Genomic DNA, 14,348 nt, shown 5'->3' with positions numbered 1-14,348 from the left:
GCCGGTCCGGTGGGGCCGGTGTCCAGACATCGAGATATTCAAACGATCAGGGCGTGTCGCGCCTCATCGTTTTTCCAGGTAAGGGGCGCTTTGCCCCGATAAGGAGAACGGCATGAACCAAGAGGTCATGAATCTTTTCAATCCTCAGGCGCCGGCCCAGACCTTCGATTCCATCCGGATTTCGCTGGCCAGCCCGGACAAGATTCTCTCCTGGTCCTACGGCGAGATCAAGAAGCCGGAAACCATCAACTACCGTACGTTCAAGCCCGAACGCGACGGCCTGTTCTGCGCGCGCATCTTCGGCCCGATCAAGGACTACGAGTGCCTGTGCGGCAAGTACAAGCGCATGAAGTACAAGGGCGTCATCTGCGAGAAGTGCGGCGTCGAGGTCACGCTGTCGCGCGTGCGCCGCGAGCGGATGGGCCACATCGAGCTCGCCGCGCCCGTCGCGCATATCTGGTTCCTGAAGTCGCTGCCGAGCCGTATCGGCACGCTGCTCGACATGACGCTGAAGGATATCGAGCGCGTTCTCTATTTCGAGAACTACATCGTCACCGAGCCGGGCCTGACCGCGCTGAAGGAGCATCAGCTCCTCAGCGAGGAAGACTACATGATGGCCGTCGACGAATATGGCGAGGACTCGTTCACCGCCATGATCGGCGCCGAGGCGATCCACGACCTTCTCGCGTCCATGGACCTCGAGAAGATCGCGGGCGACCTGCGTTCGGAACTCGCGACCACGACGTCGGACCTGAAGCAGAAGAAGCTTTTGAAGCGGCTCAAGGTCGTCGAGAACTTCATGGAATCGGGCAACCGTCCCGAGTGGATGATCATGAAGATCGTTCCGGTCATCCCGCCGGACCTGCGCCCGCTGGTGCCGCTCGACGGCGGCCGCTTCGCGACGTCGGATCTGAACGATCTCTACCGCCGCGTCATCAACCGCAACAATCGCCTGAAGCGCCTGATCGAGCTTCGCGCGCCGGGCATCATCATCCGCAACGAGAAGCGCATGTTGCAGGAGGCCGTCGACGCGCTGTTCGACAATGGCCGCCGCGGCCGCGTCATCACCGGTGCCAACAAGCGCCCGCTGAAGTCGCTGTCGGACATGCTTAAGGGCAAGCAGGGCCGGTTCCGCCAGAACCTGCTCGGCAAGCGCGTCGACTATTCGGGCCGTTCGGTCATCGTGACCGGTCCCGAGCTCAAGCTGCACCAGTGCGGCCTGCCGAAGAAGATGGCGCTCGAACTGTTCAAGCCCTTCATCTATGCCCGCCTCGACGCCAAGGGTTATTCCTCGACCGTCAAGCAGGCGAAGAAGCTGGTCGAGAAGGAACGTCCGGAAGTCTGGGACATCCTCGACGAGGTCATCCGCGAGCACCCGGTTCTTCTGAACCGCGCGCCGACGCTGCACCGTCTGGGCATCCAGGCCTTCGAGCCGATCCTGATCGAAGGCAAGGCGATCCAGCTTCACCCGCTGGTCTGCACGGCTTTCAACGCCGACTTCGACGGCGACCAGATGGCCGTTCACGTTCCGCTTTCGCTGGAAGCCCAGCTCGAGGCGCGCGTGCTCATGATGTCGACCAACAACATCCTGCACCCGGCCTCGGGCGCACCGATCATCGTGCCGTCGCAGGACATGGTTCTCGGTCTCTACTACCTGTCGATCGTCAACGACAACGAGCCTGGCGAAGGCATGATCTTCGCCGATATGGGCGAGTTGCAGCACGCGCTCGAGACCAAGGCCGTGACGCTTCACGCCAAGATCAAGGGCCGTTTCCGCTCGGTCGACGCCGAGGGCAAGGTCGTTTCGAAGATCTTCGACACGACGCCCGGCCGGATGCTGATCGGCGAATTGCTGCCGAAGAACGTCAATGTGCCGTTCGACATCTGCAACCAGGAGATGACCAAGAAGAACATCTCCAAGATGATCGACACCGTCTACCGCCACTGCGGTCAGAAAGAGACGGTCATCTTCTGCGATCGCATCATGGCGCTCGGCTTCAGCCGCGCGTGCATGGCCGGCATTTCCTTCGGCAAGGACGACATGGTCATCCCGGACACCAAGGCCGGGCTGGTTGCCGAGACGGAAGCGCTCGCGAAGGAATACGAGCAGCAGTACAATGACGGCCTGATCACCCAGGGCGAGAAGTACAACAAGGTCGTCGACGCCTGGGCCAAGTGCTCGGAGAAGGTCGCCGACGAGATGATGGGCCGCATCAAGGCGGTCGAGTTCGACGACAACAAGCGGCAAAAGCCGATGAACTCGATCTACATGATGTCGCATTCCGGTGCGCGTGGCTCGCCCACGCAGATGCGCCAGCTCGCCGGTATGCGCGGCCTCATGGCCAAGCCGTCGGGCGAGATCATCGAGACGCCGATCATCTCGAACTTCAAGGAAGGTCTGACCGTTCTGGAGTATTTCAACTCCACCCACGGCGCCCGCAAGGGCCTGGCCGACACCGCCTTGAAGACGGCGAATTCGGGCTACCTGACCCGACGTCTGGTCGACGTGGCGCAGGACTGCATCGTCAATGCGGTCGATTGCGGCACGGAAAACGGCCTCACCATGCAGCCGATCGTCGATGCCGGTCAGGTGGTCGCCTCGCTCGGCCAGCGCGTTCTCGGGCGCACGGCTCTGGAGGACATCGTTCATCCGGTCTCGGGCGACGTGATCGTCAAGGGCGGCACTCTCATCGACGAGCGCGACGTCGACGCCATCGAGAAGGCGGGCATCCAGGCCGTTCGCATCCGTTCGGCACTCACCTGCGAAGTGCGCACCGGCGTCTGCGCTGTCTGCTATGGCCGCGACCTTGCGCGCGGCACGCCCGTCAACCAGGGCGAGGCGGTCGGCGTCATCGCGGCGCAGTCGATCGGCGAGCCGGGCACGCAGCTCACCATGCGTACCTTCCACATGGGCGGTACGGCGCAGGTGGTGGACTCGTCCTTCCTCGAAGCGTCCTATGAAGGCACGGTCAAGGTCCGCAACCGCAACGTGGTGCGCAATTCGGACGGCCATCTGGTCGTCATGGGCCGCAATATGGCTGTGGTCATCGTCGACGAGGCGGGCAAGGAACGCGCGGTTCACCGCGTCACCTATGGTTCGCGCATCTTCGTCGACGAGGGCGACAAGGTGAAGCGCGGCCAGCGCATCGCCGAGTGGGATCCGTATACTCGTCCGGTGCTGACGGAAGTCGGCGGCCGGGTCGAGTTCGAGGATCTGGTGGATGGCATCTCGGTGCAGGAAACGGCCGACGAGTCGACCGGCATCACCAAGCGCGAGGTCATCGACTGGCGCTCGACGCCGCGCGGCGCGGATCTGAAGCCGGCGATCACGGTTTCGGACGAGAAGGGCAAGGTCGCCAAGCTGTCGAAGGGCGGCGACGCGCGCTTCCTGCTCTCGGTCGAGGCCATTCTCTCGGTCGAGCCGGGCGCGACGGTCCAGCCGGGCGACGTGATTGCCCGTGTTCCGATGGAGAGCGCGAAGACGAAGGACATTACCGGCGGTCTGCCGCGTGTCGCGGAACTCTTCGAAGCGCGTCGTCCGAAGGATCACGCCGTCATCGCCGAGATCGACGGTACGGTTCGCTTCGGCCGGGATTACAAGAACAAGCGTCGCATCGTCATCGAGCCGCATGACTCGGAAGTCGAGGCGGTCGAATACCTGATCCCGAAGGGCAAGCCGTTCCATCTCCAGGAAGGCGACTCCATCGAGAAGGGCGACTACATCCTCGACGGCAACCCGGCCCCGCACGACATTCTGGCGATCAAGGGCGTGGAAGCTCTGGCTTCCTATCTCGTCAACGAGATCCAGGAAGTCTACCGCTTGCAGGGCGTCGTGATCAACGACAAGCATATCGAGGTGATCGTTCGCCAGATGCTGCAGAAGGTCGAGATCACGGAGCAGGGCGACTCGCAGTACATTCCGGGCGACCACGTCGACTCCATCGAGCTCGACGAGGTCAATGAGCGCCTGATCGAGGAGAAGAAGAAGCCTGCGGCCGGCGAGCCGGTGCTGCTCGGCATCACCAAGGCGTCGCTGCAGACGCCGTCCTTCATCTCGGCGGCATCCTTCCAGGAAACGACCCGCGTCCTCACCGAGGCGGCCGTCGCCGGCAAGATGGACACGTTGCAGGGCCTGAAGGAGAACGTCATCGTCGGCCGTCTGATCCCCGCCGGAACCGGCGGCCAGATGAGCCAGATTCGTCGCATCGCTTCCTCGCGCGACGATCTGATCCTCGATGAGCGCCGCAAGTCCTCGGGCGCGGAACTGGCCAACCCGATGCTGGCCGACATGTCGGAGACGCCTGCCGAGTAAGGCGGGCGCCGCCAGCGAACGGACATGGCCGCCGGAGCGATCCGGCGGCCTTTTTCATGCAGCTTGCAAGATGGCAAGGCCGGTGGCACGGTTCGACATCAACAGGTCAGCAATCGATGGATCTCACGCATCTCGCCATCTTCGCAGGCGCGCTGGCAATTTCGGCCGGCTCGCCCGGCCCGAGCATCGCGGCGCTGGTCGCGCGCGTCCTGACGCGCGGCTATTCGGATGTCATGCCGTTCCTGTTCGCCATGTGGCTGGGGGAGGCGATCTGGCTTGCCTGCGCGGTGTTCGGCCTCGTGGCGATCGCGCAAACCTTCCAGGGCCTCTTCGCGGTGATCAAATATGCCGGCATCGCCTATCTTCTCTATCTCGCCTGGAAGATGTGGACCGCCCCGTCGACGATCGAGGAACACGAGATCGCTCCGCGAACATCGCCGCTGCGCATGTTTCTCGCCGGCTTCGCCGTCACCATCGGCAATCCGAAGATCATGGTCTTCTACGTCGCGCTTTTGCCGGTCATCATCGACCTGTCGCAGGTGACGCTGCTGGCATGGGCGGAACTGACCGTTACGATGCTGGGCGTTCTGGTCGCCGTCGACCTTGCCTGGGTGCTGCTGGCCTCGCGCGCCCGGCGGTTCATCCGCTCGCCCCGTGCGGTGCGGCTGACCAACCGGGCAGGGGCCACCGTGATGGCCGCCGCGGCCGCGGCCATGGCGACGTCAAAGTAGCGTCAGCCGACCTGGACGATCGCGATTTCGCCCTCGATCGCGCCCTGCCACGCCGACATGTGCGGCTCTTCGTCCGGCATTCCCTCCAGTTCGCCGATCTGGTCGAGTTCGGCGCGGGCATATCCTTCACCCGCAAGCGCCTCGAGCGTCATGCGCACGGCGCTGTCGTCGTCGGGCGCACGCAGGAGAACATTGATCCGTTCGGCCGGCGCGGAATCGCTGCGCCAAACGCGGCCGACGATGATGGTGATCCGCGGCTCTTCATTGTCGTTCATGACGCTCTTCCGGTCTTGATTCCCATGCCCGGTCATTCCATATGGCGCTGGACGGGACAACCTCCTTCTGTCGGGCGGCGTTTTCGCTCCGTTTTCGGCTTGTTTGCGATATTTTCTTTCGCGCGCGCCGAACGGCCGAGCTATCTCGCCGCTGAAAGCCGAATGGGGTTGACGATCCGGTGGCTTAGGGTTAGAAGCCGCCTCGTCTGAGCCGATGTGAGACTCTCCTTTCCGAAGCGCCGCGCTTTGGAGTTTGTCTCAAACAGGGTTCGTTATTACGAGCGACGACACATTTCCGGCTTGCAAGAAGCGGCGACGCTTCCTCTGCGTTTGTTGGGCGAAACCGCAGTTGCGGTGTTTTGCCCGAATTCGTGCATGGAATTGCTGCCGCTGGCCGCCCTGACGGGCTTGAGACACGAGATTGAAAGAAAGAGGAAGGTTTAATGCCTACCGTCAACCAGTTGATCCGCAAGCCGCGCATTGCGCCGGTGAAGCGCAACAAGGTCCCGGCCATGCAGGCCAACCCGCAGAAGCGCGGCGTTTGCACGCGCGTCTACACGACGACGCCGAAGAAGCCGAACTCCGCTCTGCGTAAGGTTGCGAAGATCCGCCTCGTCAACGGCTTCGAAGTGATCGGCTACATTCCCGGCGAAGGCCACAACCTTCAGGAGCACTCCGTGGTGATGATCCGCGGCGGCCGCGTGAAGGATCTTCCCGGTGTGCGCTACCACATCATCCGCGGCGTTCTCGACACCCAGGGCGTCAAGAACCGCAAGCAGCGTCGTTCGAAGTACGGCGCCAAGCGTCCGAAGTAAGGTTTTCCGGCTGGGGCGGTTCGACCGCCGGCCGCGATCGTGAGAGACGAGAGACATGTCCCGACGCCACCGTGCAGAAAAGCGTGAGATCAACCCGGATCCGAAGTTCGGCGATCTGGTGATCACCAAGTTCATGAACGCCGTCATGTTCGACGGCAAGAAGTCGGCTGCCGAGCGCATTGTCTATGGCGCGCTGGAGCAGCTTGAGAGCCGCGCCAAGGCCGAGCCGGTCGCCCTGTTCCATGCCGCGCTCGACAATGTCGCGCCGCATGTGGAGGTGCGCTCGCGCCGCGTCGGTGGTGCGACGTACCAGGTTCCGGTCGACGTCCGTCCGGAGCGCCGTCAGGCTCTGGCCATCCGCTGGCTGATCACCGCTGCTCGCAACCGCAACGAGACCACCATGATCGATCGCCTGTCCGGCGAACTCATGGACGCCTCGAACAATCGCGGCACGGCAGTCAAGAAGCGTGAAGACACGCACAAGATGGCCGAAGCCAACCGCGCCTTCGCGCACTACCGCTGGTAAAGCCGGCGATAAGGGAAAGGCACAATCATGGCCCGCGAATACAAGATCGAAGACTACCGCAATTTCGGTATCATGGCGCATATCGACGCCGGCAAAACCACGACGACCGAGCGCATCCTGTATTACACCGGAAAGTCGCACAAGATCGGCGAAGTGCATGACGGCGCCGCGACGATGGACTGGATGGAGCAGGAGCAGGAGCGCGGCATCACGATCACGTCCGCCGCGACGACCACCTTCTGGGAAGGTCGCGATGGCAAGAAGCGCCGCTTCAACATCATCGATACGCCCGGCCACGTCGACTTCACCATCGAAGTCGAGCGTTCCTTGCGCGTTCTCGACGGTGCGATCGCGCTCCTGGACGCCAATGCCGGCGTCGAGCCGCAGACCGAGACCGTCTGGCGCCAGGCCGACAAGTATCATGTCCCGCGCATGATCTTCTGCAACAAGATGGACAAGATCGGCGCCGACTTCTACCGCTCGGTCGAGATGGTCAAGAGCCGCCTCGGCGCGACGCCTGTCGTAGTCCAGCTTCCGATCGGTGCCGAGAACGAATTCGCCGGCGTGGTCGATCTGATCGAGATGAAGGCGCTGGTCTGGAAGTCCGAGAACCTCGGCGCCGAATGGGATGTCGTCGAAATTCCGGCCGATCTCCAGGAGCGCGCCGAGCAGTTCCGCGAGCAGATGATCGAGACCGCCGTCGAAATGGACGAAGGCGCGCTCGAGCGTTACCTCGAAGGCGAGATGCCGTCGAACGACGAACTGCGCGCGTTGATTCGCAAGGGCACGATCGCGGTCAAGTTCTTCCCGATGTTCTGCGGCTCGGCCTTCAAGAACAAGGGCGTCCAGCCCCTGCTGCACGGCGTCGTCGACTTCCTGCCGTCGCCGATCGAAGTTCCGGCCATCAAGGGCATCGACCCGAAGACCGAAGCCGAGATCGCGCGCAAGTCGTCGGACGAAGAGCCGCTTTCGATGCTTGCGTTCAAGATCATGAACGACCCGTTCGTCGGCTCGCTCACCTTCTGCCGCATCTATTCGGGCGTTCTCAAGAAGGGCGTTTCGCTCGAGAACACCGTGAAGGACAAGAAGGAGCGCATCGGCCGGATGCTTCAGATGCACTCGAACTCCCGTTCGGACATCGATGAGGCGTTCGCCGGCGATATCGTCGCACTGGCCGGCCTGAAAGAGACCACCACGGGCGACACGCTTTGCGATCCGCTGAAGCCGGTCATTCTCGAGCGCATGGAATTCCCCGATCCGGTCATCCAGATCGCGATCGAGCCGAAGACCAAGGGCGACCAGGAAAAGATGGGCCTCGCGCTCAACCGCCTGGCCGCCGAGGACCCGTCCTTCCGCGTCAAGACCGACGAAGAGTCCGGCCAGACCATCATTGCCGGCATGGGAGAGCTTCACCTCGACATCATCGTCGACCGCATGAAGCGCGAATTCAAGGTCGAGGCGAATGTCGGCGCGCCGCAGGTTGCTTATCGCGAGACGATCACGCGCACGGCCGAAGTGGACTACACCCACAAGAAGCAGACCGGCGGTACGGGCCAGTTCGCCCGCGTCAAGCTGGTGTTCGAGCCGAACCCCGAGAGCGAAGAGTTCGTCTTCGAATCGAAGATCGTCGGCGGTGCGGTTCCGAAGGAATACATTCCGGGCGTCCAGAAGGGCATCCAGAGCGTTCTGTCCTCCGGTCCGCTGGCGGGCTTCCCGATGCTCGGCGTCAAGGCGACGCTGATCGACGGCGCCTTCCACGACGTCGACTCCTCGGTCCTGGCGTTCGAGATCGCCTCCCGCGCCGCCTTCCGTGAAGGTGCGCAGAAGGCCGGCGCCCAGCTTCTCGAGCCGATCATGAAGGTCGAGGTCGTCACGCCGGAAGATTACGTCGGCAACGTCATCGGCGACCTGAACGGCCGTCGTGGCCAGATCCAGGGGCAGGAAACGCGCGGCGTGGCCGTCGTGGTGAACGCCATGGTCCCGCTCGCGAACATGTTCAAATACGTGGACAATCTGCGTTCGATGTCTCAGGGCCGCGCCCAGTACACGATGCTGTTCGACCACTACGAGCCGGTCCCGCAGGCCGTCGCTCAGGAAATTCAGAAGAAATACGCGTAAGTGCCTGACGGCTGCGCATAAACGACATCAAGCCTGTTCAGGCGAACTAGGAATGGAGAATTCACATGGCCAAGGGTAAATTCGAGCGTAACAAGCCGCATGTGAACATTGGCACGATCGGCCACGTCGATCACGGCAAGACGTCGCTGACGGCTGCGATCACGAAGTTCTTCGGCGAGTTCAAGGCGTATGACCAGATCGACGCCGCTCCCGAGGAGAAGGCGCGCGGCATCACGATCTCGACGGCGCATGTCGAATACGAGACCGAGAACCGCCACTACGCCCATGTCGACTGTCCCGGCCACGCCGACTATGTGAAGAACATGATCACGGGCGCGGCGCAGATGGACGGCGCGATCCTGGTGTGCTCGGCCGCCGACGGCCCGATGCCGCAGACGCGCGAGCACATCCTGCTTGCCCGCCAGGTCGGCGTGCCGGCGGTTGTGGTGTTCCTGAACAAGGTCGACCAGGTCGACGATGCCGAGCTGCTGGAACTGGTCGAGCTGGAAGTTCGCGAGCTGCTGTCGTCCTACGACTTCCCCGGCGACGACATTCCGATCGTCAAGGGCTCGGCGCTGGCCGCGCTCGAAGACTCCAACAAGGAGATCGGCGAGGACGCGATCCGCAAGCTGATGGCCGAAGTCGACGCCTACATTCCGACGCCGGAGCGTCCGATCGACCAGCCGTTCCTGATGCCGATCGAGGACGTGTTCTCGATCTCGGGCCGCGGCACGGTGGTGACCGGCCGCGTCGAGCGCGGCATCGTCAAGGTGGGCGAGGAAGTCGAGATCGTCGGCATCCGCGACACCAAGAAGACGACGGTGACGGGCGTCGAGATGTTCCGCAAGCTGCTCGACCAGGGCCAGGCGGGCGACAATATCGGCGCGCTGATCCGCGGCGTCGACCGTGAAGGCGTCGAGCGCGGCCAGGTTCTGTGCAAGCCGGGCTCGGTGAAGCCGCACAAGAAGTTCAAGGCGGAAGCCTACATCCTGACCAAGGAAGAGGGTGGCCGCCACACGCCGTTCTTCACCAACTACCGTCCGCAGTTCTATTTCCGCACGACGGACGTGACGGGCATCGTGACGCTGCCGGAAGGCACGGAGATGGTGATGCCGGGCGACAATGTGACGGTCGACGTCGAACTGATCGTGCCGATCGCGATGGAAGAGAAGCTGCGCTTCGCCATCCGCGAAGGCGGCCGCACCGTCGGCGCCGGCATCGTCGCCTCGATCACGGAATAACTGGAAAGCAGTCTGTCGCGGGCGCGGGATCGCTCCCGCGCCGCGAAAGACTTGAAGGAAGAAACGCATGAACGGACAGAACATCCGCATCCGCCTCAAGGCGTTTGACCACCGCGTGCTGGATGCCTCGACGCGTGAAATCGTGTCGACGGCCAAACGCACCGGCGCCAACGTCCGTGGGCCCATTCCGCTTCCGACCCGTATCGAGAAGTTCACCGTCAACCGCTCGCCGCACATCGACAAGAAGAGCCGCGAGCAGTTCGAGATGCGCACCCACAAGCGCCTTCTCGATATCGTTGATCCGACCCCGCAGACCGTCGACGCGCTGATGAAGCTCGATCTGGCCGCCGGCGTGGACGTCGAGATCAAGCTCTAACGAGCAAGACACGAACCGGCCGGGTGATGAGCCCCAAGGTTCCTCTGAAGAAAGAACGAGACAATGCGTTCAGGTGTAATTGCACAGAAAGTCGGGATGACGCGCGTCTACAACGACGCAGGCGAGCATGTGCCGGTCACCGTTCTCCGTATGGAGAACTGCCAGGTCGTCGCTCAGCGCACCCATGAGAAGAATGGTTACACGGCCGTTCAGCTTGGCGTTGGCCTTGCCAAGGTCAAGAACACGTCGAAGGCCATGCGCGGCCACTTCGCCGCTGCAAGCGTCGAGCCGAAGTCGCAACTCGCGGAGTTCCGCGTGTCGGAAGACAACATGCTCGATATCGGCGCCGAGATCACGGCGGAGCACTTCGTCGCCGGCCAGAAGGTCGACGTGACGGGCACGTCTGTCGGCAAGGGCTTCCAGGGTGTCATGAAGCGTCACAATTTCGGTGGTGGCCGTGCGACCCATGGTAACTCGGTCTCGCACCGCTCGCACGGTTCGACCGGCCAGCGCCAGGATCCGGGCAAGGTGTTCAAGGGCAAGAAGATGGCCGGGCACATGGGCGCGACCCGCGTGACGACCCAGAATCTCGAGATCGTGTCGACCGACGTCGATCGCGGCCTGATCCTGATCCGCGGCGCCGTTCCCGGCTCCAAGGGTGCCTGGATCGTCGTCCGCGACGCGGTGAAGTCGGCCATGCCGGACAACGCGCCGAAGCCGGCCGCGATCCGCGCTGCAAACAAGAGCCAGGCTTCTGAAGCGCCGGCTGCTGAAGGAGCCGAATGATGGATCTCAAGGTCACCACGCTCTCCGGCGACGATGCCGGCAAGCTGAAGCTCTCGGAAGAGATTTTCGGCCTCGAGCCCCGCGAAGACATCCTGCAGCGCGTCGTGCGCTGGCAGCTTGCCAAGAAGCAGCAGGGCACGCACAAGACCAAGGGCCGCGCGGAAATTTCGCGGACCGGCGCCAAGATGTACAAGCAGAAGGGTACGGGCCGCGCCCGTCACTCCTCGGCGCGCGCTCCGCAGTTCCGCGGCGGCGGCAAGGCTCACGGCCCGGTCGTCCGCAGCCACGAGCACGACCTTCCCAAGAAGGTCCGCGCGCTCGGCCTGCGTCACGCGCTTTCGGCCAAGGCCAAGTCGTCCGACCTGATCATCGTCGATGATCTGGCGGTGGGCGAGGCAAAGACGAAGCTGCTCGTCACCAATTTCGCCAAGCTCGGCTTGACGAATGCGCTGATGATCGGCGGTGCCGAGATCGACCAGAACTTCAAGCGCGCTGCGTCGAACATCGCGAACATCGACGTGCTGCCGGTTCAGGGCATCAACGTTTACGACATCCTGCGCCGCGGAAAGCTCGTGCTCTCCAAGGCCGCGATCGAAGCTCTCGAGGAGCGGTTCAAATGACGGATCTTCGCCACTACGACGTGATCGTCTCGCCGTCGATCACCGAGAAGTCGACCATGGCTTCGGAATACAACCAGGTGGTTTTCAACGTTGCCCGCAAGGCGACGAAGACCGAGATCAAGGCCGCCATCGAGGCTCTGTTCGGCGTGAAGGTCACCGGCGTCAACACGCTCGTGCGCAAGGGCAAGGTGAAGCGTTTCCGCGGCACCGTCGGGCGCACCAGTGACGTGAAGAAGGCGATCGTGACGCTGGCCGACGGACAGTCGATCGACGTCTCGACCGGCCTCTGAGCGACCGGAAGGACAGGAAAATGGCACTCAAGAAATTCAATCCGGTTACGCCAGGCACCCGCCAGTTGGTCATCGTCGACCGCTCGGGCCTCTACAAGGGCAAGCCCGTCAAGGGTTTGACCGAGGGCCTGAAGTCGGCCGGCGGCCGCAACAATGCCGGCCGCGTCACCGCCCGCTATCAGGGCGGCGGGCACAAGCGGACCTACCGCATCATCGACTTCAAGCGTCGCAAGCACGACGTTTCGGCGACGGTCGAGCGGATCGAGTACGATCCGAACCGCACCGCCTTCATCGCGCTTTTGAAGTACGAGGACGGCGAGCTCGCCTACATCCTGGCGCCGCAGCGCCTGGCCGTCGGCGACAAGGTTGTCGCGGGCACCAAGGCGATCGACGTCAAGCCGGGCAATGCGATGCCGCTGGGCACGATGCCGGTCGGCACGATCGTCCACAATGTCGAGCTGAAACCGGGCAAGGGCGGCCAGGTCGCCCGTTCGGCCGGGTCCTACGCCCAGCTCGTCGGCCGCGACCAGGGCATGGCGATCCTTCGCCTGAATTCGGGCGAGCAGCGCCTCGTCCATGGCTCCTGCATGGCGACGGTCGGTGCGGTCTCGAACCCGGACCACGGCAACATCAATCTCGGCAAGGCCGGCCGCTCGCGCTGGCTCGGCAAGCGTCCGCATGTTCGCGGCGTCGCGATGAACCCGGTCGACCACCCGCATGGCGGTGGTGAAGGCCGCACCTCGGGCGGCCGTCATCCGGTCACGCCCTGGGGCAAGCCGACCAAGGGCAAGAAGACGCGGTCCAACAAGTCGACCGACAAGTTCATCATGCGCTCGCGCCACGCGCGCAAGAGCTAAGGAAAGGGTGTCAACGTGACCCGTTCAGTTTGGAAAGGCCCGTTCGTCGACGGCTATCTGCTCAAGAAGGCGGATAAGGTTCGTGACGGCGGCCGCAACGAGGTGATCAAGATGTGGAGCCGCCGCTCCACCATCCTGCCGCAGTTCGTCGGCCTCACCTTTGGCGTCTATAACGGCCAGAAGCATATCCCCGTCTCCGTGAACGAGGAAATGGTCGGCCACAAATTCGGTGAGTTCGCCCCCACCCGTACCTATTACGGCCATGGCGCGGACAAGAAGGCAAAGAGGAAGTAACGATGGGCAAGGCCAAGGCTCCGCGCAGGCTTGCTGACAACGAGGCACGCGCCGTTCTGCGTACCATTCGCGTCAGCCCGCAGAAGCTCAATCTCGTTGCTGCCATGATCCGCGGCAAGAAGGTCGGCACTGCGCTGAACGAACTCGAATTCTCGCGCAAGCGCATCGCAGAGACCGTCAGGAAGACGCTCGAATCGGCGATCGCGAACGCAGAGAACAATCACGACCTCGACGTCGACGCGCTGGTGGTTGCCGAGGCCCATGTCGGCAAGTCCATCGTCATGAAGCGCTTCCATGCTCGTGGCCGCGGCCGTGCATCGCGCATCGAGAAGCCGTTCTCGCATCTGACGATCGTCGTCCGTGAAGTCGAAGAGAAAGTGGAGGCCGCCTGATGGGCCAGAAAATCAATCCGATCGGTCTGCGCCTCGGCATCAACCGCACCTGGGATTCGCGCTGGTACGCGAACACCGGCGAATACGGCAAGCTCCTCCATGAGGACCTGAAGATCCGCTCCTATCTCGAGAAGGAACTGAAGCAGGCCGCCGTCTCGAAGATCGTCATTGAGCGCCCGCACAAGAAGTGCCGCGTCACGATCCATGCGGCCCGTCCGGGGCTCATCATCGGCAAAAAGGGCGCGGACATCGAGAAGCTTCGCAAGAAGCTGACCGAGATGACCAAGTCGGAAACGCACTTGAACATCGTCGAGGTTCGCAAGCCGGAGATCGACGCCACGCTGATCGCCCAGTCGATCGCGCAGCAGCTCGAGCGCCGCGTTGCTTTCCGCCGCGCCATGAAGCGTGCCGTCCAGTCGGCCATGCGTCTCGGTGCCGAGGGCATCCGCATCAACTGCTCCGGCCGTCTCGGCGGCGCGGAAATCGCGCGTATGGAATGGTATCGCGAAGGTCGCGTTCCGCTGCACACGCTGCGCGCCGATGTCGATTACGGCACGGCCGAGGCACAGACTGCATACGGCATCTGCGGCGTGAAGGTCTGGGTGTTCAAGGGCGAGATCCTCGAGCACGACCCGATGGCTTCGGAACGTCGCGCCATTGAAGGCGATGCGCAGGGCGGCTCGGGCCGTCGTCGCGAAAACGCCTGAATGGCATA

Annotated in this window: 15 protein-coding genes; 14 read left to right on the top strand and 1 reads right to left on the bottom strand. The window is 63.1% G+C overall.

Annotated elements, in window-relative coordinates; genetic code table 11:
* Positions 1–112 precede the first annotated feature (112 nt).
* The gene (gene rpoC, locus PZ895_RS16920; RefSeq protein ID WP_275840165.1) at positions 113–4,312 is read left to right on the top strand and encodes a DNA-directed RNA polymerase subunit beta'; all 4,200 of its coding nucleotides are present in this window, start codon (positions 113–115) and stop codon (positions 4,310–4,312) included.
* 116 nt (positions 4,313–4,428) lie between these two features.
* The gene (locus tag PZ895_RS16915) at positions 4,429–5,043 is read left to right on the top strand and encodes a LysE family translocator (RefSeq protein WP_275840164.1); all 615 of its coding nucleotides are present in this window, start codon (positions 4,429–4,431) and stop codon (positions 5,041–5,043) included.
* Between the two features lie 2 nt (positions 5,044–5,045).
* On the opposite strand, the gene PZ895_RS16910 is transcribed toward PZ895_RS16915, so the two are convergent.
* A complete protein-coding gene (locus PZ895_RS16910; RefSeq protein ID WP_275840163.1) occupies positions 5,046–5,318 on the bottom strand; it encodes a transcriptional regulator in 273 nt (90 codons plus the stop codon).
* Positions 5,319–5,761: 443 nt separating this feature from the next.
* Between PZ895_RS16910 and rpsL the strand changes: the two genes are divergently transcribed.
* The 12 genes from rpsL (at position 5,762) to rpsC (ending at position 14,340) form a co-directional block, all read left to right on the top strand.
* On the top strand, positions 5,762–6,133 hold the full coding sequence (gene rpsL, locus PZ895_RS16905; protein WP_024585419.1) for a 30S ribosomal protein S12: 372 nt from the start codon (positions 5,762–5,764) through the stop codon (positions 6,131–6,133).
* 55 nt (positions 6,134–6,188) lie between these two features.
* Positions 6,189–6,659: a 30S ribosomal protein S7 gene (rpsG, locus tag PZ895_RS16900; protein WP_275840162.1), complete on the top strand. Its 471-nt coding sequence runs from the start codon at positions 6,189–6,191 to the stop codon at positions 6,657–6,659.
* A 27-nt stretch (positions 6,660–6,686) separates the two neighbouring features.
* On the top strand, positions 6,687–8,777 hold the full coding sequence (gene fusA, locus PZ895_RS16895) for an elongation factor G (protein WP_275840161.1): 2,091 nt from the start codon (positions 6,687–6,689) through the stop codon (positions 8,775–8,777).
* 65 nt (positions 8,778–8,842) lie between these two features.
* Positions 8,843–10,018: an elongation factor Tu gene (gene tuf, locus PZ895_RS16890; RefSeq protein WP_275840160.1), complete on the top strand. Its 1,176-nt coding sequence runs from the start codon at positions 8,843–8,845 to the stop codon at positions 10,016–10,018.
* Between the two features lie 67 nt (positions 10,019–10,085).
* Complete coding sequence (rpsJ, locus tag PZ895_RS16885) at positions 10,086–10,394, top strand: 30S ribosomal protein S10 (RefSeq protein ID WP_007066362.1); 309 nt, start codon at positions 10,086–10,088, stop codon at positions 10,392–10,394.
* A gap of 63 nt (positions 10,395–10,457) precedes the next feature.
* Complete coding sequence (gene rplC / locus PZ895_RS16880) at positions 10,458–11,180, top strand: 50S ribosomal protein L3 (protein WP_275840159.1); 723 nt, start codon at positions 10,458–10,460, stop codon at positions 11,178–11,180.
* Positions 11,180–11,800: a 50S ribosomal protein L4 gene (gene rplD, locus PZ895_RS16875; RefSeq protein ID WP_275840282.1), complete on the top strand. Its 621-nt coding sequence runs from the start codon at positions 11,180–11,182 to the stop codon at positions 11,798–11,800. The genes rplC and rplD overlap by 1 nt, the downstream gene beginning before the upstream one ends.
* The gene (locus tag PZ895_RS16870) at positions 11,797–12,090 is read left to right on the top strand and encodes a 50S ribosomal protein L23 (RefSeq protein ID WP_024585425.1); all 294 of its coding nucleotides are present in this window, start codon (positions 11,797–11,799) and stop codon (positions 12,088–12,090) included. Before rplD ends, PZ895_RS16870 begins: the two co-directional genes overlap by 4 nt.
* Before the next feature lie 20 nt (positions 12,091–12,110).
* Positions 12,111–12,947 (top strand): 50S ribosomal protein L2, encoded by an 837-nt coding sequence (rplB, locus tag PZ895_RS16865; protein ID WP_275840158.1) that lies wholly within the window; start codon positions 12,111–12,113, stop codon positions 12,945–12,947.
* A gap of 15 nt (positions 12,948–12,962) precedes the next feature.
* Positions 12,963–13,241 carry a 30S ribosomal protein S19 gene (rpsS, locus tag PZ895_RS16860; RefSeq protein ID WP_024585427.1) on the top strand — a complete coding sequence of 93 codons (279 nt, stop codon included), beginning with the start codon at positions 12,963–12,965 and terminating at the stop codon, positions 13,239–13,241.
* A 2-nt stretch (positions 13,242–13,243) separates the two neighbouring features.
* A complete protein-coding gene (gene rplV / locus PZ895_RS16855) occupies positions 13,244–13,633 on the top strand; it encodes a 50S ribosomal protein L22 (protein WP_275840157.1) in 390 nt (129 codons plus the stop codon).
* A complete protein-coding gene (gene rpsC / locus PZ895_RS16850; RefSeq protein ID WP_275840156.1) occupies positions 13,633–14,340 on the top strand; it encodes a 30S ribosomal protein S3 in 708 nt (235 codons plus the stop codon). The genes rplV and rpsC overlap by 1 nt, the downstream gene beginning before the upstream one ends.
* The last annotated feature ends 8 nt before the right edge of the window (positions 14,341–14,348 follow it).

Source organism: Mesorhizobium sp. YIM 152430 (assembly GCF_029210365.1).
Taxonomy (GTDB): domain Bacteria; phylum Pseudomonadota; class Alphaproteobacteria; order Rhizobiales; family Rhizobiaceae; genus Aliihoeflea.
This window is presented reverse-complemented; position numbering and strand designations above follow the sequence as displayed.